Origin of the sequence: Streptomyces olindensis (assembly GCF_040645895.1) — a bacterium.
In the GTDB taxonomy this organism is placed as follows: domain Bacteria; phylum Actinomycetota; class Actinomycetes; order Streptomycetales; family Streptomycetaceae; genus Streptomyces; species Streptomyces olindensis.
The window spans coordinates 13,587-37,323 of record NZ_JBEYZD010000086.1; the positions used below are offsets into that span (position 1 = coordinate 13,587).

Annotated in this window: 19 protein-coding genes; 13 read left to right on the top strand and 6 right to left on the bottom strand. The window is 74.2% G+C overall.

Features of this window, described 5'->3' with window-relative positions; translation table 11 throughout:
• Nucleotides 1–135 precede the first annotated feature (135 nt).
• The 4 genes from ABZ948_RS35615 (at nucleotide 136) to ABZ948_RS35630 (ending at nucleotide 8,057) form a co-directional block, all read left to right on the top strand.
• Nucleotides 136–2,337 carry a bifunctional glycosyltransferase/CDP-glycerol:glycerophosphate glycerophosphotransferase gene (locus tag ABZ948_RS35615; protein ID WP_359766732.1) on the top strand — a complete coding sequence of 734 codons (2,202 nt, stop codon included), beginning with the start codon at nucleotides 136–138 and terminating at the stop codon, nucleotides 2,335–2,337.
• A gap of 8 nt (nucleotides 2,338–2,345) precedes the next feature.
• The gene (locus ABZ948_RS35620) at nucleotides 2,346–4,586 is read left to right on the top strand and encodes a bifunctional glycosyltransferase/CDP-glycerol:glycerophosphate glycerophosphotransferase (RefSeq protein ID WP_359766734.1); all 2,241 of its coding nucleotides are present in this window, start codon (nucleotides 2,346–2,348) and stop codon (nucleotides 4,584–4,586) included.
• Nucleotides 4,583–6,388, top strand: coding sequence for an arabinofuranosyltransferase AftB family protein (locus ABZ948_RS35625; RefSeq protein ID WP_359766736.1), 1,806 nt, complete (start codon nucleotides 4,583–4,585; stop codon nucleotides 6,386–6,388). The genes ABZ948_RS35620 and ABZ948_RS35625 overlap by 4 nt, the downstream gene beginning before the upstream one ends.
• A gap of 109 nt (nucleotides 6,389–6,497) precedes the next feature.
• On the top strand, nucleotides 6,498–8,057 hold the full coding sequence (locus tag ABZ948_RS35630; protein WP_359766737.1) for a hypothetical protein: 1,560 nt from the start codon (nucleotides 6,498–6,500) through the stop codon (nucleotides 8,055–8,057).
• A gap of 12 nt (nucleotides 8,058–8,069) precedes the next feature.
• Here the strand turns inward: ABZ948_RS35630 and ABZ948_RS35635 are convergent, their stop codons facing one another.
• A complete protein-coding gene (locus tag ABZ948_RS35635) occupies nucleotides 8,070–8,483 on the bottom strand; it encodes an organic hydroperoxide resistance protein (protein WP_190048027.1) in 414 nt (137 codons plus the stop codon).
• Nucleotides 8,484–8,605: 122 nt separating this feature from the next.
• On the opposite strand from ABZ948_RS35635, the gene ABZ948_RS35640 reads away from it, so the two are divergent.
• Nucleotides 8,606–9,094 (top strand): MarR family winged helix-turn-helix transcriptional regulator, encoded by a 489-nt coding sequence (locus ABZ948_RS35640; RefSeq protein WP_359766739.1) that lies wholly within the window; start codon nucleotides 8,606–8,608, stop codon nucleotides 9,092–9,094.
• Here ABZ948_RS35640 and ABZ948_RS35645 read toward each other — a convergent pair.
• On the bottom strand, nucleotides 9,024–10,586 hold the full coding sequence (locus ABZ948_RS35645) for a glycosyltransferase family 39 protein (protein ID WP_359766766.1): 1,563 nt from the start codon (nucleotides 10,584–10,586) through the stop codon (nucleotides 9,024–9,026). The genes ABZ948_RS35640 and ABZ948_RS35645 overlap by 71 nt on opposite strands.
• A gap of 142 nt (nucleotides 10,587–10,728) precedes the next feature.
• Between ABZ948_RS35645 and ABZ948_RS35650 the strand changes: the two genes are divergently transcribed.
• Complete coding sequence (locus ABZ948_RS35650; protein ID WP_359766740.1) at nucleotides 10,729–12,357, top strand: glycosyltransferase; 1,629 nt, start codon at nucleotides 10,729–10,731, stop codon at nucleotides 12,355–12,357.
• Nucleotides 12,358–12,475: 118 nt separating this feature from the next.
• Complete coding sequence (galE, locus tag ABZ948_RS35655; RefSeq protein ID WP_359766744.1) at nucleotides 12,476–13,456, top strand: UDP-glucose 4-epimerase GalE; 981 nt, start codon at nucleotides 12,476–12,478, stop codon at nucleotides 13,454–13,456.
• On the opposite strand, the gene ABZ948_RS35660 is transcribed toward galE, so the two are convergent.
• Nucleotides 13,401–13,709: a YciI family protein gene (locus ABZ948_RS35660; protein WP_359766745.1), complete on the bottom strand. Its 309-nt coding sequence runs from the start codon at nucleotides 13,707–13,709 to the stop codon at nucleotides 13,401–13,403. The genes galE and ABZ948_RS35660 overlap by 56 nt on opposite strands.
• Before the next feature lie 96 nt (nucleotides 13,710–13,805).
• Here ABZ948_RS35660 and ABZ948_RS35665 point away from each other — a divergent pair, with 96 nt between their 5' ends.
• Nucleotides 13,806–14,489 (top strand): Crp/Fnr family transcriptional regulator, encoded by a 684-nt coding sequence (locus ABZ948_RS35665; protein ID WP_359766746.1) that lies wholly within the window; start codon nucleotides 13,806–13,808, stop codon nucleotides 14,487–14,489.
• A gap of 34 nt (nucleotides 14,490–14,523) precedes the next feature.
• Here ABZ948_RS35665 and ABZ948_RS35670 read toward each other — a convergent pair whose 3' ends face one another.
• Nucleotides 14,524–15,150 carry a TetR/AcrR family transcriptional regulator gene (locus ABZ948_RS35670; protein ID WP_359766748.1) on the bottom strand — a complete coding sequence of 209 codons (627 nt, stop codon included), beginning with the start codon at nucleotides 15,148–15,150 and terminating at the stop codon, nucleotides 14,524–14,526.
• Between the two features lie 203 nt (nucleotides 15,151–15,353).
• On the opposite strand from ABZ948_RS35670, the gene ABZ948_RS35675 reads away from it, so the two are divergent.
• From ABZ948_RS35675 to ABZ948_RS35695, 5 genes are all read left to right on the top strand, one after another.
• The gene (locus ABZ948_RS35675; protein WP_359766750.1) at nucleotides 15,354–16,280 is read left to right on the top strand and encodes an ABC transporter permease; all 927 of its coding nucleotides are present in this window, start codon (nucleotides 15,354–15,356) and stop codon (nucleotides 16,278–16,280) included.
• Nucleotides 16,273–17,103: an ABC transporter ATP-binding protein gene (locus ABZ948_RS35680; protein WP_359766752.1), complete on the top strand. Its 831-nt coding sequence runs from the start codon at nucleotides 16,273–16,275 to the stop codon at nucleotides 17,101–17,103. The genes ABZ948_RS35675 and ABZ948_RS35680 overlap by 8 nt, the downstream gene beginning before the upstream one ends.
• Nucleotides 17,104–17,181: 78 nt before the next feature.
• The gene (locus tag ABZ948_RS35685) at nucleotides 17,182–19,377 is read left to right on the top strand and encodes a CDP-glycerol glycerophosphotransferase family protein (RefSeq protein ID WP_359766753.1); all 2,196 of its coding nucleotides are present in this window, start codon (nucleotides 17,182–17,184) and stop codon (nucleotides 19,375–19,377) included.
• Nucleotides 19,374–21,020, top strand: a complete 1,647-nt coding sequence (locus ABZ948_RS35690; RefSeq protein ID WP_359766755.1) for a glycosyltransferase family 2 protein — start codon at nucleotides 19,374–19,376, stop codon at nucleotides 21,018–21,020. Before ABZ948_RS35685 ends, ABZ948_RS35690 begins: the two co-directional genes overlap by 4 nt.
• Nucleotides 21,021–21,228: 208 nt before the next feature.
• Complete coding sequence (locus ABZ948_RS35695) at nucleotides 21,229–21,747, top strand: hypothetical protein (RefSeq protein WP_359766756.1); 519 nt, start codon at nucleotides 21,229–21,231, stop codon at nucleotides 21,745–21,747.
• Here ABZ948_RS35695 and ABZ948_RS35700 read toward each other — a convergent pair.
• Entirely contained in the window at nucleotides 21,729–23,207 is a 1,479-nt protein-coding gene (locus tag ABZ948_RS35700; protein ID WP_359766758.1) for a hypothetical protein, read from the bottom strand. The genes ABZ948_RS35695 and ABZ948_RS35700 overlap by 19 nt on opposite strands.
• Nucleotides 23,191–23,649 (bottom strand): GtrA family protein, encoded by a 459-nt coding sequence (locus ABZ948_RS35705; RefSeq protein ID WP_359766760.1) that lies wholly within the window; start codon nucleotides 23,647–23,649, stop codon nucleotides 23,191–23,193. The genes ABZ948_RS35700 and ABZ948_RS35705 overlap by 17 nt, the downstream gene beginning before the upstream one ends.
• Between the last annotated feature and the right edge of the window lie 88 nt (nucleotides 23,650–23,737).

Genomic DNA, 23,737 nt, shown 5'->3' on the forward strand with positions numbered 1-23,737 from the left:
GCCGGCCGCCCTCCTGGCGCCCGTCCGGGCGGCCCCGGCGCCGTCGCACCGCCTGAGGCGGCCCGCCGCACGCGGGGCCCGCCCGCGAAGGACCCGCCAGACCCGCCCCCTGAAGGCCTCGACAGAAAGAGCAGAATGCCCCGCTTCAGCATCGTCGTCCCGTCCCATGGGGTCGCGGGCCGGCTGTCCCAGGCGCTGGACTCGGTCCTCGCCCAGTCGTTCGGCGACTTCGAGCTGATCCCCGTGTGCGACGCACCCGACGCACCGGCGGCGGACGTCGTCGCCGGGTACGCCGAGCGGGACTCCCGGGTGACGCCGGTGCACTCCCCGCCGTCGGCCGGTCTGGCCGGGGCGCGCAACACCGGGCTGCGGTCGGCGGTCGGCGGCCACGTGCTGTTCCTCGACGGCGACGACGTCCTGGCCCCCGGGGCGCTGGCGGCGCTGGACGCCCGGCTCGGCGAGACCGGTGACGTGGACGTCCTGTACTTCGAGCACGAGCGCACCCCCTGGTGGGAGGGCGAGCCGACCAACCCGGCGGCCCCGCTGCTGGCCAGGACCCCGGACCGGGCCTTCGCCCCCGGCGAGGCACCCCGGCTGACGGGCGTGGCCCTCCCGGCGTGGAGCGCGGTCTACCGCCGGGCCTTCCTCGCCGAGCGGGACATCACCTTCCCCGGGGACCACTTCACCGACGTCGGCTTCGGCGGGCTGGTCACCCTGCGGGCGGAGCGGGTGGCGGCCCTGCGCACGGTCGTCGTCCGGCACCTGCTGCGCCGGCAGGGCAACCGGCTGAACCTGCCGGGCGGGCACCACACCGAACTGCTGGACCAGGCCGAGCTGGTGCTGACCCGGGCCGCCGAGCAGGGGCTGCCGGCGGACCGGCTGAAGCCGTTGTTCGAGCAACTGTTCGCCGCCGTGCTGAAGACGGCCGCGCACCCGCGGCGGCTGCCGGCCGGGCGGCGCGCCTTCTTCCGCCGGGCGAGCGCGCTCTACCGGCGGCACCGCCCCGCCGGGTACCGGACACCCGGCGGCAGCCTCGGCGTCCAGCACCGGCTGCTGGCATCCGGCTCGTACGCGGCATTCCGGGCCCTGCGCGCCGTGAACCGGGGGGCGGTGCGGGCCGCCGCGCTGCTGCCCCGCCCGCGCGGGCTGCGCACCCGCCTGCGGTACGCGGCGCACCGGCGCCTCCCGCTCGACCGGAACCTCGTCGTGTACTGCGCGTACTGGGGCCGCGGCTACGCCTGCAGCCCGGCCGCGATCCACGCCAAGGCCCGCGCACTCGCCCCGCATCTGCGGGCGGTGTTCCTGGTCGAGCCGGACGCGGTGGGCAGCATGCCGCCGGACGTGGAGCACGCGGTCATCGGCAGCCGGAAGTACTGGCGGGTGCTGGCCCGGGCCAAGTACCTCGTGAACAACGCCAACTTCGCGGACGCCGTCGTCAAGCGCCCGGGCAGCGTGCACCTGCAGACCCAGCACGGCACGCCGCTGAAGACGATGGGCGCCGACCAGGCGGCCTACCCCGTGGTGGCCGCGGCGACCGGGAGCTTCACCAGGCTGCTGGCCCGGGTGGACCGCTGGGACTACAACCTCACCTCGAACCGGCACTCCACCGAGATGTGGGAGCGGGCGTTCCCCAGCTCGCACGAGACCCTCGAGTACGGCTATCCGCGCAACGACGTCTACTGCACGGCGTCCGCCGAGGACGTGGCCCGGGTCCGCAAGGAACTCGGCGTCCCCGACGGCAAGAAGGCCCTGCTCTACGCCCCCACGCACCGCGACTACGCCACCGGCTTCTCCTCGGGCCTGGACCTGGCCGAGTTCTGCGAGGCGATCGGCGACGACTACGTGGTGCTGCTGCGCGCCCACTACTTCTACGACCAGGGCTCCTCCCGCGGCGGCGGCCGGATCATCGACGTCACCGGGCACCGCTCGTCGGAGGACGTGTGCCTCGCGGCGGACGCGCTGATCACCGACTACTCGTCGATCATGTTCGACTACGCCAACCTGGACCGGCCGATCGTCGTGTACGCCGACGACTGGGACGTCTACCGGGAGACCCGGGGCGTCTACTTCGACCTGATGGAGTCCCCGCCCGGCCGGGTCGCCCGTACGCCGGAGGAGCTGGCGTCCGTCTTCCGCGACGGCACTTACGCCGACGCGTCCGCCACGGCCCTGCGCGCCGCGTTCCGGGAGCGCTTCTGCCAGTTCGACGACGGCCGGGCCGCCGAGCGCGTCGTGCGCCGGGTGCTGCTGGGCGAGCCGCCCGAGTCGATCCCGCCCGTGATCCCGCTCGCGGAGCGCGTCCCGGCCCCCGCGGCCGCCACCCTCGTAAGGAGCTGACCGAAGAAGTGCCCCGCTTCAGCATCATCGTCCCCGTCTACAAGGTGCAGGGCTTCCTGCGCGAGTGCCTCGACTCGGTGCTCGGCCAGTCCTACGGCGACTTCGAGGTGATCGCCGTGGACGACCGCTCGCCGGACGGCAGCGGCGCGATCCTCGACGAGTACGCCGCCCGCGACGCCCGGGTGCGGGTGCTGCACCTGCCGGAGAACGTCGGCCTGGGCCGGGCCCGCAACGCCGGTCTTCGCGAGGCGGCCGGCGACTACGTGCTGTTCCTCGACAGCGACGACCACTACACGCCCGGCCTGCTGGCGGCCGTCGCCGCGCGCCTGGAGACGACCGGCGACCCGGACATCCTGGTCTTCGACCATGTGCGCACCCACTGGTGGGGCCGGGGCGGGCGCAGCGAGGCGGCGGACCTGCTGGCCGCGGCGGGCCTCGCGACGTTCTCCGTCCGGGAGAGCCCGCAGTACCTGAACCTGTTCCTGGTCGCCTGGAACAAGGCGTACCGGCGGGCCTTCTTCCTTGAGCACGGCCTGCGGTACGCGCCGGGGCTGTACGAGGACGCGCCGGTCACCTACCGGTCGATGGTGCTGGCCGACCGGATCGCCTGCCTGGACCGGATCGGCGTGGAGTACCGGCAGCGCCGGCAGGGCGCGATCACCAAGACGCCGGGGCGCCGGCACTTCGAGATCTTCCCGCAGTACGAGGGCCTGTTCGCGTTCCTGGAGCAGCGGCCCGACCTGGACTGGGCGCGGCCGCTGCTGCTGGAGCGGGCCCTGGACCACATGCTGTTCGTGCTGGCCCGGGAGGACCGGGTGCGGCCGGCGGACCGGGGCGACTTCTACCGCGAGATCCGCTCCTTCCACCGCCGTCACCTGCCCGAGGGCGGCTTCCCGGAGCCGGACGGCTGGCGCGGGGTGGAGATGCGGCTGCTGGCGTCGGCGCCCTACGCGTCGTACGCCGTGGCGCGGGGTCTGCGGGAGCTGCGCGCGGCCGCCCTGGGCGGGCGGCGGCGGGTGGCGCGGAAGGCGTCGGAGACCGCCCTGCGCGGCTGGTACGGGGTCCAGTCGAAGCGCCCGCTCGATCCGCACCTCGCGGTCTACTCGGCGACCCACCACCGCGGGGTGTCCGGCGACCCGGCCGCGATCTACGAGAAGGCGCGCGAGATCGCCCCGCACATCCGGGGCGTGTGGGTGGTGCGGGAGGACGCGGTGGACGCGCTGCCGCCCGGTGTCGACCACGTGACGCCGGGTTCGCGCCGCTACCAGGAGGTCATGGCGCGGGCCACGTACTGGGTGAACAACGTCAACTGGCCCGGCACCGTGGCCAAGCGGCCCGGGAGCGTCCACATCCACACCCACCAGGGCACGCCGCTGAAGTACATGGGGGCCGACCTGCTGACCAAGCCGGGTGCCCGGCACGGCTTCGACGTGCCGCAGTCGCTGCGCCGGGCCGACCGCTGGGACTACAGCCTGGTCGCCGGGCGGCACGCGGAGCGGGCCTGGGAGCGGGCGTACCCGTGCCACTTCACCTCGCTGCGCACCGGCAGCCCGCGCAACGACGTGCTGGTCGGGGCCGGTCCGGAGCGGGGCCGGGCGGTGCGCGAGCGGCTCGGCATCCCGGCCGGCCACACGGTGGTGCTGTACGCGCCGACCCGCCGCGACTACCGGCGGGGCGGCCACGTCGACCGCTTCGACCCGGCGCGCCTCGCGGCGGACCTCGGCCCCGGCCACACCCTCGTCGTCCGGCTGCACCCGTCGCTGGCGGCAGGGGTGGCGCGCGGTCTCGGCCTGTCCGACCTGCACCGGCGGGGCGTGCTGGTGGACGCGACGGACGAGCCGCACGTCGAGGACGTGCTGCTTGCGTCCGACGTCCTGGTCACCGACTACTCGGCCCTGATGTTCGACTACGTGCTGCTGGACCGGCCGATCGTGGTGCACGCCGACGACTGGGGCGCGTTCGCGGCCAGCCGGGGCGCCTACTTCGACATCACGGCCGACGCGCCCGGCCATGTGTCGCGCTCGTACCGGGAGCTGGCCTGGCTGTTCGCGTCCGGCACCTGGCGGGACCAGGAGGCGGCGCGGCTGCGGTCCGGCTTCCGGGAGCGGTACTGCGAGTTCGAGGACGGGCGGGCCGCCGAGCGGGTCGTGCGGCTGCTGATGCTGGGCGAGCGGGGCGGTGCGCCGCTGCCCGCGGCCCGCCGGACCGAGGGCGTCCGCGACCGGTCCGAGGCGCTGGTCGAGCGATGAGAACCCCCGCCGGCCCCGAGGCCGTCCCCTCCCTGCCCGGCCAGCGCGCCTCCTCCGCCCGGCCCCCGGTGGCCGACGAGCGGCTGCGGCCGGTGCACTGGTGGCACGCGGCCCTGGTCGCCGTGCCCACCGCGGCCCTGTTCGTGCTGGGCTACCGGCGCCGCTGGATCTGCGACGACGGGCTCATCTACCTGCGCCCGGTGCGGCAGATCCTGGCGGGCAACGGGCCCGTGTTCAACGTCGGGGAACGGGCGGAGAGCTCGACCGGCACCCTGTGGCAGTGGCTGCTCGCGCTCGCCACCTGGGTCACCGGCGAGGACCCGGCGTTCCTCGCGGTCGGGCTGGGCCTGCTGCTGAGCACGGCCGGGTTCGCGTTCGCCCTGTACGCGACCTGCCGGCTGCACCGGGGCGCGGGACTCCTGTTCCCGGCGGGGGTGTTCGTGCTGCTGGCCGTGCCGCCGTTCTGGTCGTACATGACCTCGGGCCTGGAGAGCGGGCTCGGCGCCTTCTGGACCGGGCTGTCGTGGTGGCTGCTGACGCGTGTGCGGCGGGGTCAGGAGGCCCGGGAGACGTACCTGGCGGCGTTCGTGTTCGGGCTGGGGCCGTTGGTCCGGCCCGATCTCGCGGTGGTCACCGGGTGCTTCCTGGCGGCGCAGTGGTGGGTGCTGCGCCCGTCCCGGCGGGGCGTCGCGGCCGTGCTGGCCTCGGCGGGGGCGGTGCCGCTGGCGTACGAGGTGTTCCGGGCCGGGTACTACGGGATCCTGGTGCCGCTGCCCGCCATCGCCAAGGAGGCGAGCGCCAGCGACTGGAGCCGGGGCGCCGGGTACGTGCACGAGACGCTCGGGCCGTACTGGCTGTGGCCGGTCGTCCCGGTGCTCGGCGCGCTGGCCGCCCTGCTGGTGCGCCGCACCCGGCGGCAGCGGCGGGACCGGGCCCCGGGCCGGGCCTCGCTCGCGGTGCTGCTGGCGCCCCTGGCGGCCGGTGCGCTGCTCGCCGGGTACGTCGTCCGCGTCGGCGGCGACTACATGCACGCCCGCATGATCCTCCCCGCGCTCCTGCTGCTGCTCCTGCCGCTGCTGGTCGTGCCCGCGAACCGGGTCACCGGTGCGGCGGGCGCCCTGCTGGTGGTGTGGCTGTGCGCGGCGGTCAGTCCGCTGCGGACGCCGTTCGACGTGCGCAGCACGCCCGGCTCGTTCAACGTGCGCAGCTCCGACGTGGAGGGCCTCGGCGACCACAACCCGGTGCGCACCGCCACCTGGGTGGACCACTGGCCCGCCCTGCCGGAGGGCCGCGCCATGCTGGCGAAGGCCGAGCGCGCGGCCCGTCCGACGCTGCTCTACTTCGACGCCGGGCGGCGGCTGCACGCCACGCCGATGCGCGCGGACGCCCCGTACCACGTGGTCGTCGTGGGGCGTCATCTCGGCGTCACGGGAGCCGCCGCCCCGCTCGACGCCTACGTCAACGACGCCTGGGGCCTGGCCAGTCCCATCGGCGCGCATCTCGCGCTGGAGCGGTGGAGCTGGCCGGGCCACGAGAAGTTCCTGCGCAACCACTGGATCTTCGCCGAGTGGGCGGTGGAGCATCCGCCGCACCGCGACCTGCTGCGGGCCGGGGCCTCGCGGGAGACGGTCGAGGCGGCCCGGGCCGCGCTGGGCTGCGGCGCGCTCGCGGAGCTGAGGGAGTCGGTGCGCGCGCCGCTCACCGCCGAGCGGTTCTGGCACAACCTCACCGGGGCGTTCGAGCGGACGCGGTTCCGGTTCGCGCGCTGGCCGGCGGCGGCCGAGAAGGCGCTGTGCGACTGAACTGACGGCAGGTGGGCGTAGCCGCCTCACCCGATGAAGTGACCCGGGGTCAGGACGGGCGTAGGGCCGGGAACATTCGGCGCATGCCCCAGACTCTTCCCCCTCTCCTGTGAGCGCCCCGGTCCTCGTCCGGCGGGCCGTGCGCGGCGCGACGGCGCTGCGCGGCGGCCGGGTGGGGCGGCCCACCCCGTACCAGTTCTACGGCGCCCTGTTCTGGCTGGTGATGACGCTGGCGTTCTGGCGGGTCCCGCTGTGCTGCGACGCCGGGCAGCACGCGGCGGTGATCGAGCGCCTCAAGGACGACCTGCTGCACCCGGCCCACACCATGGCCGACCTGCCGGGCGAGGGCAGCCCCTACTACGGCCCGTACGCCGTCGCGCAGGGCGTGCTGGCGCGGCTGACGGGGCTGTCCGGCTGGGAGGTCGTGAAGCTCGCCGGGCCGGTGCACCTGCTGGTGCTGCTGACGGGGGTCGGCCGTTTCGTGAGGACCCTCACGGCACGCCCCTGGGCGCCGGTGCTGGCCCTGCTGTTCATGACGCTGCTGTGGGGCACGGCACGAATCCTGTGGAGCGGCTACCTCGGGCTGATGTCGATGACGACGAACCTGGGGTATCCGTCCGCGCTCGCCATCGGCCTGACCTTCTGGGCGTGGGCCTGGACGGGCACCCGCGCCGGTGAGGACGCCCCGGCCGTGCGGTTCGTCGGCCCGAGCGGGCTCGGCGGCTGGTGGGGGTACGCCGGGATCGGCGCCCTGTACGGGCTGATCCTGCTCACGCATCCCGTCACGGCCGCCTCGGCGCTCACGGGGGCGGTGGCGATCGTGGCGTCCCGGCAGCGGGGCTGGCGCCGGCCGGTGGTGGCCCGCTGGGCGCTCGCCGGGGCTGCCTGTGCGACGGTCGCCCTGACCTGGCCGTACTACGACGTGCTGACGCTGGTGGGCGACACCGGCATGGACGCGATGCACCGGCAGCTCTACGAGAGGATGCTCGCCAACTCCTGGCTGGCGCTGCTCGGCCTGCCCGCGCTGTGGGTGCGGGCCCGCCGCTCGGCGCGTGACCCGCTGGTGCTGCTGTTCCTGATGGAGTGCCTGCTGGTGGCGTACGGCTGGCTCAGCGGGCACTACACGTACGCCCGGGCGCTGTGGGCCGTCCTCGTGCCTTCGCAGTTCGCCCTGGCGGTGGAGCTGGCGGCGGCCCGGCCCTGGAGGCGGGCCCGGAGGGTGCTGGGCGGGGCGGCGGCGGTCGGGGTGTGCGTCGGGTTCGTCACCGTGCACGCCGGGGCGGTCGTGCCGCGCTCGGTCGACCCGGTGGGGTTCGCGCAGCCCACGCGCTGGCCGTCGTACGACTGGGCGGCGCGGCACATCGGGCCGGGCGAGGTGGTGATCACCGACGGGTACTTCGCCAGTCACGCCATCGCCGGGTACGGGCCGAACCTCGCCGCGCCCATCTGGCCCGACCCGGCCCTCGACGAGGCGGAGCGCAAGCGCCGGGCGGCCGATGTCGGCGCGTATCTGGCCCGCGGCTCGACCCGCGCCGAGCGTGCCGCCGTCGTCCGCCGCTATCACGTGCGCTGGCTGCTGCTGACGCGCTGGCACCCGGTGCCCGAGGAGGCCGTGGTGGTGGCGTGGAGCAGACGGACGGGGGAGGTGCTGGCGCGGGTCGGGGGGTGACGTCCGGGGTGACTACTCGATGACGAGGTCGACCTCGATGTTGCCGCGGGTGGCGTTGGAGTACGGGCAGACCTGGTGGGCCTGCTCGACCAGCTTGCGGCCGGTCGCCTCGTCCACGCTGTCGGGGAGCTCCACGCGGAGGGTGACGGCGAGGCCGAAGCCCTCGCCCTGCTTGCCTATGGAGACCTCGGCGGTCACGGCGGCGTCGCTGACGTCGACCTTCGCCGTGCGGCCGACGAGGCCGAGGGCGCTGCCGAAGCAGGCGGCGTAGCCGGCGGCGAAGAGCTGCTCGGGGTTGGTGCCCTGGCCGTTGCCGCCCAGTGCCTGCGGCATGCCCAGCGCCAGGTCCAGCACGCCGTCGGAGCTGACGGCGCGGCCCTCGCGGCCGTGGGTGGCGGTGGCGACAGCGGTGTAGAGCGCGTCCATGGAAGTCCTTCCCTCTCACGTCAACGTTCGGCGGCCCGCTTCCGGGCCGCCTGACACCCAGAATTAGAGCACACAATTAAGTTGTGCGCAATTGAATGGCGGGCACGAGCTACCCTGGAACCATGGACACGCCCGACGACGACTGGCTCCGCCTGGACCAGCAGATCTGCTTCTCCCTGCACGCGGCCTCGCGCGCCTTCAACGGCGTCTACCGCGGGATCCTCAAGGACCTGGGGCTCACCTACCCGCAGTACCTGGTGATGCTGGTGCTGTGGGAGCACGGCGAGCTGCCCGTGAAGAAGCTCGGGGAGCATCTGCGACTCGACTCCGGCACGCTGTCGCCGCTGCTCAAGCGGCTGGAGGCGGCCGGCCTCGTGACGCGGGAGCGCAGCGCCCGTGACGAGCGGTCGGTCCAGGTGCGGCTGACCGAGGAGGGCACCGCGCTGCGGCGGCGGGCGCTTCAGGTGCCGCGCCGGATCTCCGCCTCGACCGGCTTCGGCCCGGAGGAGATCCGCACCCTGCGCGCCCGCCTCGACGACCTCACCAGCGCGCTGGACGCGGCCGCTTCGTCACAGACGCCGGGCGGCCCACCGGCAGACGGGCGGTCGTAGCGGTGCCGGGCGGCGGTTCCGCGGCGGACTGCCGCCGGACGTAGCGGCGCAGGACCACCCCGTCCCGGACGTGCTCCTCCCCCAGGGTGAACTCCTCCGCGAGCACGGCGAGCTTGGTGCGCTCGACCGGGTCGGCCGGGGGCCGGCGCGCGTCCAGCGCGTCGCGCTCGGCGACGACCCAGACGCGGTCCACCGCGGCGAGCCGGTGCCGCAGCTCCCCGGGGGACGCCTCACGGCCCCACAGCGTCCCGGACCGGGGCGCCGGCTCGCGCAGCGCGATGTCCCGCACCTGCCGGAACCCCTTCGGGTAGGCCAGTGCGGCGAGCCGGCCGACCGACGGCACGAACAGCACCGGGTCGCCGGGGCGCATCTGGCGGACGGCGAGCGCGGAGACGACGGCGAGGTTGTCGGGGCGCTGGGCGGCCGAGCGGTCCTGGCGGTGCACCGGGAGGTGGTGCAGGAAGGTGACGGTCAGGGCGAGGACGCCGGTGACGCCCAGCAGGGCGCGCATCCGCCGGCCGCGGATCCGCATCCGCCGCCCGCCGATCCGCACGCGCCGCCCGTGGAACCGCACCCGCTCCAGCACCCCGGCCACCCGCCCGGCCCCGGCCGCCACCAGCAGCGACCCTCCCGCCAGGGCGTAGAGCACGTACCGGTCGTGGTAGAGCGGCCGGACCTGCGAGACCGCCATCAGGATCCCCGGCGGCACGAGCAGCAGCGGCAGCGCGACCGCCGCCAGACGCCGCTCCCGGAGCCCCAGGGCCGTCAGCAGCAGCGCCGCCCAGAACACCACCCCGTCCGGGCCGGGGGAGAAATTCCGCGCCAGCCGCTCCACCCGGTCCCACCCCGGCGGCACCAGCCACGCCACCTGCCCGGCCTGCCCCTGGGAGACCCACACCAGCGGCAGCAGGAGCAGCACCACGGCCGCCGCCGCACACCCCCAGCGGGACCACACCCGCCTCGGCACCCGCGTCAGGGCCAGCGTCGCCGCGTGCGCGCAGAGCACCAGCACCGCCAGTTCGTGCAGCAGACAGGTCAGTGCGACGACCGTGCCGTACGGCCACCAGGCCCGCGCGGTCCCCGCGTCCACGGCCCTCAGGAGCAGCAGCGTCGCCCCGGCCACGCCCGCCGCGACCAGCGCGTAGGACCGTCCCTCCTGGGCGTAGTGGCCGGTCATCGGCGTGATGGCGTAGAGGAGACCGGCCCACAGGCCGGTCCGCGGCCCGGCCAGCCGTACGCCGAGGGCCGCGACCAGGCCGGCGGTCGCGGTCGCCGCGCACACCGACGGCAGGCGCAGCACGACCTCGCCCGGGTGGACGGCCAGGACGGCGTGCATGACCAGGTAGTACAGGCCGTGCACCGCGTCCACGTCGTGCAGCAGCCGCCAGATCTGCGGGACCGTGCGCCGCGCGACCTGGAAGGTGACGCTCTCGTCGCCCCACATGCCGCCGCGGTCCAGACCCCACAGCCCGATCCCGAGCATCGCCGCCATGGGAACCGCCACGGCCACCGGGCCCGTGCCCCCCGCATGTCGGATCGTCACGGGCCGATTCTGTGCCGCTGCGCAGACGTTAGAGTCGTTTGATGGTGTGTTATCACTTTCACGTCATTCGCCCGGCTTAAGATCCGCCGTGATGAATGCCGCGATGAATGCCGCGATGCCGGGCGTGATGCCCGCCCCTCAGGTCGCCGTCGTGGTCATCGGCTACGACGACGCCGCCCATGTGGCGGACGCCGTGCGCTCGGCGCTCGCCCAGGGCCCGGCCGTGCGCGAGGTCGTGGCCGTCGACGACGGCTCGGCGGACGGCAGCGCCGGACTGCTCGACCGGCTCGCCGCGGCGGAGCCCCGCCTGAAGGTGATCCGGCGCCGGGTCAACAGCGGCGGCTGCGGCACCCCGCGCAACACCGGACTCGACGCGGTGACCTCGCCGTACGTGATGTTCCTGGACAGCGACGACGTCCTGCCGCCGGGCGCGGTGGACGCGCTGCTCGCGGCGGCCGCCGGGGCGCGCGCGGAGGTCACCGGCGGTCTGTGCGTGCGCCGGGAACTGCCCTCGGGGCGCGAAGTCCCCTGGCAGCCGCGCCTCTACGCGCTGCACGCCGTGGTGCCGCACCCGGCGCGGCGGCCCCGCCTGGTCCACGACACGCTCTGCGTCAACAAGCTCTACCGCACCGGCTTCCTGCGCGAGCACGGCATCCGCTTCCCCGAGGGCCGCTTCCCGTACGAGGACGTCGTCTTCACCGCCCGCGTGCTGGCCGCCGACCCGCGGATCGCCCTGGTCCCGGACCGGGTGTACGTCTGGCACGTGCGCCGGTCCGCCGAGCGGCTGTCGATCTCGCTGGACCGGGCCGGCGTCGTCAACTGGCGGGCCCGCACGGAGGCGTGCCGGCAGGCGTACGAGATTCTGCTGGGCGCCGGGCAGAAGGAACTCGCGCGGGCCTCGCGCGCCAAGTTCCTCGACCACGACCTGCGGATGTACCTGCGCGAACTGGGGTTGCGCGACGCCTCCTACCAGCGTGCGTGGTGGGAGCTCACGCGGGCGCATCTCGCGGAGTACGACGCGGACGACTGGGCGCGCGACCCGGCCGCTCCCGGCCGGCTGGCCGGGCGGGTCGTCCTGGCCTGCCCGGAGCCGCGCGACCTGCCCCGGCTGCGGGAACTGGCGGCCCGCCCGGCCCGGCTCCGCCCGCCGTACGCCCGGGCCGCCGACGGCACGCCCGTCTGGTCGGAGGACCTCCCGCAGATCTCCCTGGAGCCCCTGCTGACCCGGCCGGTGCGGGAGCTGCCCCTGGCCGTCGACGCGGCGCTGCGGCCACGCGCGCGTGGCACCCGGCTGCGGCTGCGCCTGCACGAGCTGTACGGGCGGGTGGCGCAGGCGGGGCCGGAGACGGTGGAGGCGGAGTGGCGGCACCGGGACGACGGGACCGTCGTCTCCTGCGGCACCGCCGCGCTCGTGCCGTCCACGGACTCCTGGTCGGCGGAGACGGCCGTCGACCTCCCCGCCCTGGCCGCGCCCGGCGCGGGCACCTGGGACCTGCGCCTTCGGCTGCGCTTCCGCGACGGCGTGAGCCGCGACGTCACGGCGCACGCGCTCACGAGCGCCGGTCTGCTGCGCCGCAGCGCCGTCCCGAGCGCCCGATACGGCGTGGTACTCGTACAGCCGTACACCACCCACTCCGGCGCCCTGGCGCTGCGGGTGGCCCCCGGCGTACGCGGTGTGCTGTCGGTCGCACGCGGGAGACTGCGCCGCCTGCTTCACTGAGAGCACGACGGGCACGACAAGCACGACGAACACGACGCACCACGACGCACCACGACGTATCACCACAGGCACCACCATGGGCACCACCACGGGCCAACTGACGAGGGGACGGCCGCACATGACCTGGTTGATCACCGGCGGCGCCGGCTACATCGGAGCGCACGTCGTACGGGCGATGACCGCGGCGGGCGAACAGGCGGTGGTGTACGACGACCTGTCCACCGGCATCGCCGAACGCGTGCCCGACGGGGTGCCGCTGGTGGTGGGCTCGACGCTGGACGCCGAGCGGCTCGCGCGCACCCTCGCGGACCACGGGGTCACCGGTGTCGTCCACCTCGCGGCGAAGAAGCAGGTGGGCGAGTCGGTCGAGCAGCCGCTGCACTACTACCGGGAGAACGTCGAGGGCCTGCGGATCCTCCTGGAGGCCGTGACGGCGGCCGGGGTGCCGTCCTTCGTCTTCTCCTCCTCGGCGGCGGTCTACGGCATGCCGGACGTGGACCTGGTCACCGAGGAGACGCCCTGCGTGCCGATGTCGCCGTACGGCGAGACCAAGCTCGCCGGCGAATGGCTGGTGCGCGCGACGGGCCGGGCGACCGGGCTGTCGACCGCGTCCCTGCGCTACTTCAACGTGGCCGGGGCGGCGAGCCCGGAGCTGGCGGACGTCGGCGTCTTCAACCTCGTCCCGATGGTCTTCGAGAAGCTCACGGAGAACGCGCCGCCGCGGATCTTCGGCGACGACTACCCGACCCCGGACGGCACCTGCGTGCGCGACTACATCCACGTCGTCGACCTCGCCGAGGCCCATGTCGCGGCGGCCCGGGCGCTGCGCTCCTCCCCCGGCCGGGACCTCACCGTCAACATCGGCCGGGGCGAGGGCGTCTCCGTACGCGAGATGATCGACCGCATCAACGCCGTCACCGGTTACGACCGGCCGCCCACGGTCACGCCCCGCCGCCCGGGCGACCCGGCCCGCGTCGTCGCCTCCGCCGACCGCGCCGCCGCCGACCTGGGCTGGAAGGCCCGGCACGACGTCCAGGACATGATCACCTCGGCGTGGGAGGGGTGGGTGCGGCTGCACCCGGAGGCGAGGCGGGGCTGACGAGCGGGGACCACTCGCGCACCGAGCGGACCTCGACGCCGGGAGTGGCCCGGTAGTACGGGTCCTCGCGGAGGATCTCCTCCAGCCGCGCCCGGCCGACCGTGAAGAGCAGCAGGGCGCCGCTGTCGTCGGCCCAGGGACCGGCGGCGGCGAGCGCCCCCTCGGTGTGCAGACGGGCCAGGGTCCCGCGGTGGGCGGGGCGGGCGGCGAGGCGCTCCGGGGCGGGCGTGAAGGCGAGTTCGACGACGAACACGGGGGTCCTTTCCGGGCCGGTGTGCGAGGGACGGCCGTGAGGTTAGGCTCGGCGCGCCGGATGCTGCTGTATCGCGCGATACAGACGGGAGTCGGGATGGACACGCGGGGATGGCGGCGGCTGCGGGACGTACCGCTGTTCGCGCGGTTGCCGGACGCCGACCTGATCGCCCTCTGGGACGGGTCGGTGCCGCGCCGCTACGCCGCCGGAGAGGTCCTGCGGGTGCAGGGCGCGCCGGCCGATCATCTGCTGGTGCTGCTGAGCGGGAGCACGGCGGCGTCCGCGGCGACGGCGAACGGGCGGGTGGTGCGGTTCGGCACGTGGAGCGGGCCGTGCGCGCTGGACAAGGTGGCGCTGCTCGACCGTGCGGGCCACACCGCGACGTTCACGGCGGTCGGACAGTGCGCGGTGCGGGCCGTGCCGCGGGCACGCTTCACGGCCCTGCTCGAGGACTCGGCGGCGGTCCGCGCGCATGTGCTGCGCCTGCTGGCCGCCCAGGCCCGGGCCCAGCAGGAACGGCTGACGGACACCGTCGCCCTGCCGTGCGAGGCCCGGCTCGCGGCCTGGCTGCTGGACGCGGCGGCGGGCGGCGGGCGGGTGGTGTCCCTGCCCGGTTCCCAGCAGGGGCTCGCCGACCTGCTGGGCGTCACCCGGGTGACGGTCAACCGCGCCCTGTCCCGGCTCCGGCGTGACGGCCTCGTCCGGTCCGCGGCGGACGGCCGGATCGAGCTGCTCGCGCCGGAACTGCTCGCACTGCGGGCGACGGCGGAGCGCGACTGACGCACCGCCACCCGGGTGATCGCCGGCGACGGCTCTACAGCGCCCGCAACGCCGCCGACGTGGCCCGGGCCAGGGACGCCAGGTACCCCTTGGGCAGCTTCGGGCTGCGGATCACCACCGAGCGCCAGTACAGCGGGCCCGAGATCAGGTCGAGGGCCAGGTCGTGGTCGAGGCCCTCGCGGAGTTCGCCGCGGCGTTCGGCCGCCGTGACGATGCCGGTGGCGACGCCGTCCTGCCCCTCGCGCAGGGCCTTCTGCAGCGCCTCGGCGATGTCGGGGTTGCGGGCCGCCTCGGCCTGGAGGTCGGGGATGATCTGCGAGGCGACGGGGTGGCGCAGGGCACGGGACGTCACCTCGTAGAGCAGCCGCAGGTCGCCCTCCAGGGAGCCGGTGTCCGGCGCGGGCAGGCCCTGCACGGCGAGGGCCGAGACGATGTCCAGGACCAGGTGCAGCTTCGAGCGCCAGCGGCGGTAGACCGCCGTCTTCCCGACGCCCGCCCGGCGCGCGATCCCCTCGATGGACATCCGCGCGTAGCCGACGGCCGCGAGCTCCTCGAAGACGGCCGCCCGGATGGCTTCCGTCACGTCCTCCCGCAGTACGGCGGCCCCCGCGGGGGCCCGGCGGCGCGGGGGCTGCTGGGGCTCGTCGGGCTTCGTCGTCATGCCGGACAGCATAGGGCGTCACGACGAAACGGTTGCGTTCCGACGCTCCAACGGATTACGCTCACGTCACGACGATACGGTCCCGTCCCGACGTAAAAATTCGTCCAGCGTCCGGTAAAGACCACCCGTTCCGTAAAGACCACCCGTTCCGGACCCTGTGACCCCTCAGGTCCCACCCCTCCCCCCGAACGAAAGCAGCGGATGTGAGCCAGGTCCTCCACACACCGCCCCAGCCCCCGGCCCCGACCCCGCCGCCGGCCGGACCCGACCTCGCGGCCCTCGCCGCCCGCCACGGCCTCTCCGTCAGCGGCGCCCGCCCCTCCCTGCCCGAATACGTGCGCCAGCTGTGGGCCCGCCGCCACTTCATCACCGCGTTCGCCACCGCCAAGCTCACCGCCCAGTACAGCCAGGCGAAGCTCGGCCAGGTCTGGCAGGTGATGACCCCGCTGCTGAACGCGGCGGTCTACTACTTCATCTTCGGCGTGCTGCTGGGCACCAAGCACGGCGTGCCGGACTACATCCCATTCCTGGTCACGGGCGTGTTCATCTGGACGTTCACGCAGAGCTCGATCATGGCGGGCACCCGCGCCATCTCCGGCAACCTCGGCCTGGTCCGCGCCCTGCACTTCCCGCGCGCCGCGCTGCCGCTGTCGTTCTGCCTCCAGCAGCTCCAGCAGCTGCTGTTCTCGATGGGCGCCCTGGTCGTCATCCTGCTCTGCTTCGGCGTGCCGGTCCGCGCCTCCTGGCTGCTGGCGCTGCCGGCGCTGTTCCTGCAGTTCACGTTCAACGCGGGCGTCTCCATGGTCATGGCCCGGATGGGTGCCAAGACCCCCGACATCGCCCAGCTGATGCCGTTCGTGCTGCGCACCTGGATGTATGTCTCGGGTGTCATGTGGAGCATCGACAAGCTGGCACAGAAGGACGGCCTGCCCCACGTGGTGAAGGTCGCGCTGGCGACCAACCCGGCCGCCGTCTACATCGACCTGATGCGCTTCGCCCTGATCGACAGCTTCCACGCGAGCCAGCTCCCCGCCCACGTGTGGGCGATCGCGGCCGGCTGGGCGCTGGTCGCCGGCGTCGGCGGTTTCATCTACTTCTGGAAGGCCGAGGAGACGTACGGACGTGGCTGAGCACGTGAACGAGAAGATCCCGACCGTCGTCGCCGACGGCGTCGACATCGTCTACCGCGTCAACGGCACCGGCGCCGGACGCGGCTCCGCGACCGCCGCCCTCAACCGCATCGTGCGCCGCAAGCAGACCGAGAAGGCCTCGGGCGTGCGCCGGGTGCACGCCGTGAAGAACGTGTCCTTCGTCGCCTACCGGGGCGAGGCGATCGGCCTGATCGGCACCAACGGCTCCGGCAAGTCGACCCTGCTGAAAGCCGTCGCGGGGCTCCTGCCCGTGGAGAACGGCCACATCTACACCGACGGCCAGCCCTCCCTCCTCGGCGTCAACGCCGCCCTGATGAACGATCTCACCGGCGAGCGCAACGTCCACCTCGGCGGTCTCGCCATGGGCATGTCCCGGGAGCAGGTCAGGGAGCGCTACCAGGAGATCGTCGACTTCTCGGGGATCAACGAGAAGGGCGACTTCATCACCCTGCCGATGCGCACGTACTCCTCCGGCATGGCGGCCCGGCTGCGGTTCTCCATCGCCGCCGCCAAGGACCACGACGTCCTGCTCATCGACGAGGCCCTGGCCACCGGCGACCGCTCCTTCCAGAAGCGCTCCGAGGACCGCATCCGCGAGCTGCGCAAGCACGCGGGCACGGTCTTCCTGGTCAGCCACAACAACAAGTCGATCCGCGACACCTGCGACCGCGTGCTGTGGCTGGAGCGCGGGGAACTGCGCATGGACGGGCCGACGGAGGACGTCCTGAAGGAGTACGAGGCGTTCACCGGGGACAAGGCGCCGAAGGCCAAGCCCAAGCCCAAGGCGGGGGTTCCCTCGTGAGGCGCACCCGGTCGGCCCTTTTGTCTCATTGATGGCACCATGACCGCATAGGTGCAGCCGCGAGAAGGAGTCCCCGTGATGGCCGAGCTCAGCGTCATCGTCCACGGGCCGAACGTTCAGGACCATCTGACGGAACTCCTCGACTCCCTCGTCGCCCACCCCCTCCCGGACGCCGAGGTGATCGTGGCCGCGGTCGGCGACTGGGCCCGGGAGACAGCCGAGCGGCACACCCCGGACGTCCAGGTGCTGCCGCTGCCGGACGGCACGGGCGACGCCGCGGCCCGGGCGGCGGGCGCGGCACGGGCCTCCGGGCGGTGGCTGCACTTCGTCCACGCCAAGGACGGCCTGCCCGCCGGCGCCCCGCGCACGGTCGCCGAGCGGGTGGCGGAGCTGCCCGGCGAGGTGGACGTCCTGCTCCTCGACCATGTCCGCAGCACCTGGCACACCTCCGGCATGCCCTCTCCGGACGGCTCGCTGCTCGCCCGGGCGGGCCGGGCCGACGTCGCCCTGGACGACTGCGCGCCCCTGCTGCGGCTGACCCCGCTGCTCGGGACCCGGGTCCTGCGCGCGGACTTCTGGCGGGCGCACGAGCCGCGGCTCACCACCGACGACGAGCCGTACGCCGCCCTGGCCGCCCTGCTGCTCGCCGACCGCGTCGCCTGCCTGCCGCATGTCGCCTACGAGGACCGCAGACTGCGCTCCGCCAGCCTGCCCCCGGTCACGCCGGAGCAGCGCTACGGCCTCGTCGAGCGCTACGAGGCCCTCCTCGACCTCGCCCGTGACCGCCGCGCCGCCCACACCGTCCTCTACGACGTGATGGTCCGCGACTGCCTGCGCACCTTCACCCGGGGCGGCATGCCGGAGGAGGTCGCGCGGGAGTTCTTCCGCCGGGCGTCCCTGGCCGCCCTGCGCCGCCGCCCCGAGGGTCACCGGCGCCCGGCCGGTCTCGAAGGCGTCCGCCGCTCCCTGCTCGAGGAGGGCGCGTACGCCAGGTACCGGGCCTTCCAGGCCGTCAACCGCACGCGCCGCACCGCCAAGTCGGCCGTACGGACCCGCAGGCGCCAGCTCGGCGCCAAGCTCCGCGACCACCAGTACCGCAGGGCGCTCGGCCGGCCGGTCAACCCCAACCTGGCGGTGTTCTCGGCGTACTGGAACCGCGGCGTCGCCTGCAATCCCGCCGCGATCGCCGCGAAGCTCGCCGAACTCGCCCCGCAGATCCACGCCGTGTGGGTGGTGTCCGAGGAGAACGCGGCCCTGCTGCCGCCCGGCACCGACCACGTCGTGCCCGGCAGCCGCCGCTACTGGGAGGTGCTGGCGACCGCCAAGTACCTCGTCAACAACGTCAACTTCCCCAACGCGGTGGTCAAGCGCCCCGACGCGATCCACGTCCAGACCCACCACGGCACACCGCTGAAGCGCATGGGCATCGACCAGATGGCGTACCCGGCGGCCGCGCAGGGCCTGGACTTCCAGGCGCTGCTGGAGCGCATCGACAAGTGGGACTTCAGCGTCTCCTCCAACAGCCACACCACCCGCATGTGGGAGCGCGCCTACCCCTCGCACTACGTCTCGCTGGACCACGGCTATCCGCGCAACGACGTGTACTACACGGCCGGCGCCGCCGACATCCGCGCGATCCGCGACCGCCTCGGCATCGCGCCCGGCCGCCGGGCCGTCCTCTACGCGCCCACCCACCGCGACTACGAGGCCGGCTGGACCCCGCGCCTGGACCTCGCCGCCCTCGCCGACCGGCTCGGCGAGGACACGGTCCTCCTCGTCCGCGGCCACTACTTCTACGGCGGCGCGGCCTCCCCGCTCACCAACCTGCGGCGCACGGGCCGGATCATCGACGTCTCCTCCTACGACCCGGTCGAGGAGCTGTGCCTGGCGGCGGACGCCCTGGTCACGGACTACTCCTCGATCATGTTCGACTACGCCAACCTCGACCGGCCGCTGGTGATCTACGCCGACGACTGGGAGACGTACCGCACGACCCGCGGCGTCTACTTCGACCTGATGGCCGAGGCCCCCGGCCCGGTGGCCCGCACCCAGCAGGAGCTGACGGAGATCCTCACCACCGACGCCTGGCACGACGAGGGCGCGGCGAAGGCCCGGGCCGTCTTCCGCCGCCGGTTCTGCGAGTACGACGACGGACGCGCCGCCGAGCGCGTCGTGCGCCGGGTCTTCCTCGGCCAGGACGAGAAGGACCTGCCGCCGGTCCTGCCGATCGAGGACCGCACCCCGGCCCCGACCCCGCAGGAGGCGACCGCATGAGCACCCCCGACGTCACCGTGACGGTCATCGTCTACAACGACGCCGAGCGCCTCACCCGCGCGGTCGACTCGGTGCGCCGGCAGACCCACGCGAACATCGAGATCGTCATCAGCGACGACCACTCCACGGACGCGACCCCGGCGGTGGCCCAGCGGCTGGCGGCCGAGGACCCCCGCATCCGCCACCTCCGCCTGGAGCGCAACAGCGGCGGCTGCAGCGCACCGCGCAACCGTGCCCTGGAGACCGCCCGGGCGCCGTACCTGATGTTCCTCGACAGCGACGACGAACTCCCCGACGACGCCGTCGAACTGCTGCTCGCCGCGCACCGCGAGCGCGAGATCGACTTCGCGATGGGCGCGGTGCAGCGGATCCGGACGGACAGCGGCCGCCGCTCGACCTGGATGCCGCACCTGGTCGCCGAGCGCCGCACCCTCGACGGCATCGAGGCCGACCCGCGCCTGCTCTTCGAGCACCTGTCGACGAGCAAGATGTACGCCCGCGCCTTCCTCGACCGGCACGGCCTGCGCTTCCCCGAGGGCATCCACTACGAGGACCAGCTGTTCTCGGCGCAGGCGTACTGCCTGGCCAAGCGTTTCACGATCATTCCGGAGCCGGTCTACCGCTGGTACGTGGCGCCGTACGCGTCCTCCGACGCGGCCTCGATATCCAACCAGCGGCACAAGCTCGCGAACGTCCGCGACCGGATCCACGTCCAGCACCTCATCGACACGTTCCTGGCCGAGAGCGGGCACGAGTCGCTCCGCGAGGACAAGGACCACAAGTTCCTCAAGCACGACTTCCGGATGTACGCCGGTGACCTGCCCTACCGGGACGAGGCCTGGCTGACGTCCTTCGCGGACCTCGTCACCCCCTACCTCGACACGCTCGCCCCGGGCGCGTTCGCCCGCCTCCCGCGCGCCGAGCGCGTGGTGATCCAGCTGATCCGCGACCGCCGCCTGCGGGAAGCCGGGCCGGCGGCCCGGGGCCTGGGCCACGGGGTCGCCCCCAGGCGGGTGACGACGGACGCGGAGGGCCGCACCTACTGGGGCGACCGGATCCCCTCCTCCGAGTGGTCCCGCCGCGAGCTGGACGTCTCGGACCTGGAACTGGAGACCCGGCCCTTCCCGAGCGCCCAGTTCCGCCATGAGATCACGGAGATCACCCGGGGCCCCGGCGCCTCGATCGACCTCACGATCCGCACGTACGACCCGGCCCTGCGCCTCCCGGTCGGCCCTCAGCGGGCGACGCTGCTCATCGCCCCGGGCGGCCGCCGGCTCCGCGTGGACCTCCGCCTCTCGCCCGTCCGCCCCGGCGTCTTCGAGGGCCACGTCCACCTGGACCTGGCGGCGGCCTCCCTCCCCCTGCAGGGCTTCACCGGGATCCGTCACCCCCTGCTCCGCCTGCACCACCAGGGCCTGACCAACACGGGCCTCCTCCTGGCGCCCCTGACGTTCCCCACCCTGACCACCCACGTCCCCCACCACCGCCTCACCCTCGAACCCGAGGGCCACGGCCCGGGCCGCCTCCAGGTCCGCTGGGAGCCGACGGGCGTGACGGCGACCCTGATCCGCCCGGCGGTACGCCGCCTGGCCCGGCCCCGGGTGAAGAGGGCGGCGCGGCTGGTGGCGAGCGCGCTGAAGTAGCGGCCTGGTTTCGGTCCTGCGACTCCTGGCTGGGGTCCTGCGACTCCTGGTTTCGGTCCTGCGCCTGGCTGCGGTATCGCGGCTCCCGGCTGGGGCCTGCGGCTCCTCCCCAGGGACGAGAGCCCCGCCCGCCCCTCCGCCCCCCGGCTGCCGGGCCCGCCCACCAGGCGGACGCCCCGAGGGCACGCGAGTCGGCAGCATCATCCGCATGACCCCACCGCCGACCATCTCGACCACCCCACCCCGCTGGGCCGTCCGCGCGGCCCATGCCACCGCCCTCCTCGTACTCCCCAGCGGTCTTTGGCGCATCGCCCTGGCCCTGGGCCATCCCGCCGGCTACACGGCCGAAGGCTTCGCGGACTTCCAGTCACCCGACGCGAGGCTCTGGCTCGTCGTCCTCAGCGTCGTCAGCGAGCTCCTCGCCCTGCTGACGATCGGCCTGGTCCGCCCCTGGGGCGAAACCCTGCCCCGCTGGATCCCGTACGTCGGCGGCCGCGCGGTCCCCACCCGGCCCGTCGTCGTCACGGCCGGCCTCGGCGCGCTGGCCCTCACCGCGCTCTGGGCCGGCATCCCCTGGTGGTGGACGTACCCGCACGACGGCATGACGGACACCGGCCACCTGGTCGTCGGCATCCTCTACCAGCCCCTGGTCCTGTGGGGGCCGCTCCTCGCCGCCGTCACGCTGTCGTACCACCGCCGCCGCACCGGTCACCGCTTCACGGCGTAGAGCACCTGCCCCCCAGGCCCCCGAGCCACCTCCCGCAAGCCGGCGCCCCGCGCACCCTCCCCCAGCCAGGCCCCCGCCACGACCCACCGCACGCCGTACGCCCGCAGGATCTCCCCCCGCTCCCCGTCCGGCGTCCCCTCCGCGAAGTACCGGCGCACGGCCTCCGCCCGTCGCCCCTCGTCCGGCAGGAAGAAGTCGGGATAGCCGGGCGCCACGGTGTACGCCCCGTACGCCGGGATCTGCCGGGCCGGCCGCCCGGCCCGCGCCATCACCACGTCCCCGTACCTCACCCACGGCGTCATCCAGTGGTACCCGGCCCACGGCTGCCGGTACTTCTCCGCGACGGCCTCCGGCAGGTCCCCCCGCGGCACGACGTACCCGAGCGTCCCGGCCTGCGTCCACGCCCCCGCGGCCAGCGCCGCGCCCAGCACGCACGCCCACCCCGCCCGCACCGCACGCCGCCCGGCCGCCACCGCCTCCAGCGCCGCCGCGAGCTGCGCCGGGATCAGCGCGGCCGGCAGGGCCCGGCCCCACGAGTAGTGCCCGCTCAGCCCGCCCGCCGCGACCACGACCACCCCCAGCGCGAAGAACAGCACCAGCGGATCCCACCGGTCCCGCCCCCACCGCACCCCCAGGGCCACCACCCCGAGCAGCACCAGCCAGTACCGCCCGAGCAGGTCCTCGTACAGCGGCCGGTGCACCGCCTCCAGCCCCTCCCCCGCCCCCAGCAGCGCGAAGAAGTCGTAATACGGCCACAGCAGCAGCACCCCGAGTGCCAGCGCGACCCCGCCCGCGAGCCGCAGCCACGTGTCCCGCCCCGGTCGCGCGGCGAGCACCGTCGCGGCCGCCCCGAGCGAGGCCACCACGCCCGAGAACTGGTGGCACAGCAGGATCACCGCCCACAGCGCCCCCAGCCCCAGCCACGTCCCCCACCCCGCGCCGCGCCGCGCCGCCCGGCCCAGCCAGGCCCAGAGGTGGAACGCCAGGCCCAGCGCGAACACGCTCGGATACGACACCGTCAGCGCGAGCGAGTTGAGCCCGTGGAAGCCGCTCCAGTTGAACAGGGCCGTCCCCCACAGGAACAGCAGGCTCAGCACGGCCAGGGCGGGCGCGGCGCGATGGCCGTCGAGGGTCCGCACGTACCGCCACACCCCGGTCACCAGCAGCCCGAGGCCGGCCAGCGCCCCCAGCCGCAGCACCACGAAGACCGACAGCCGGCTCACCCGCGCGACACACCCGAGCACCAGCATCCAGGGCGAGTAGTACGGGCTCGGCGTGTCCGCGTCGACGAGCGGATTGCCCGGGTCGACGAGGTCGTGCCGCAGCCGCTGGACGGTGGCGGCGTGCATCCCGAGGTCCCCGGCCCACGGGAGCCGGACGATCACGAGGAGCAGCAGCAGGACGGCCACCGCGGCGGCGGCCTGCGCGGCGAGGACGGCCGGTCTAGGCGCGGCGCGCATCGTGCTGGAACACCCAGGTGCGGTAGACGAGGAACCGGAAGGCCGACGCCAGCACGATGGAGACCGCCTTGACCAGGTTCGACTCCACGGGCCCGGCCAGCCCCAGCCCGTGGTACCCGGCGTAGAACAGCCCGCTCTCCAGGGCGACGCCGATTCCGCTGAAGACGAAGAACAGCGCGATCTGCTGCCTCGTCCGCGACGCCCTGTCGCGGTAGGTGAAGTACCGGAAACCGAGGTAGTTGCCGCCCATGGCGACCAGGCTGGCCAGCACGGTCGCCACCATGGCGGGCCAGTGCAGCCCGTGCAGGAGCACGTTGAACACCAGGAAGTTCACCGCGACGCCGCTGCCGCCGACCACCGCGAAGTTCACCACTTCGAGGACGACGCGCTTGACGGGGAGGGCGGGGGCGGGCGCTCGCTCCTCGGACAGGTTCACAGTCACGCCTCAAGCCTTAGCCGGATTCGGTAAGTCCTCCACTCGAATCGCCCTAAGGCGGGCCAAGAACGAGCGCCCCGGGCCGGCAGCCGGC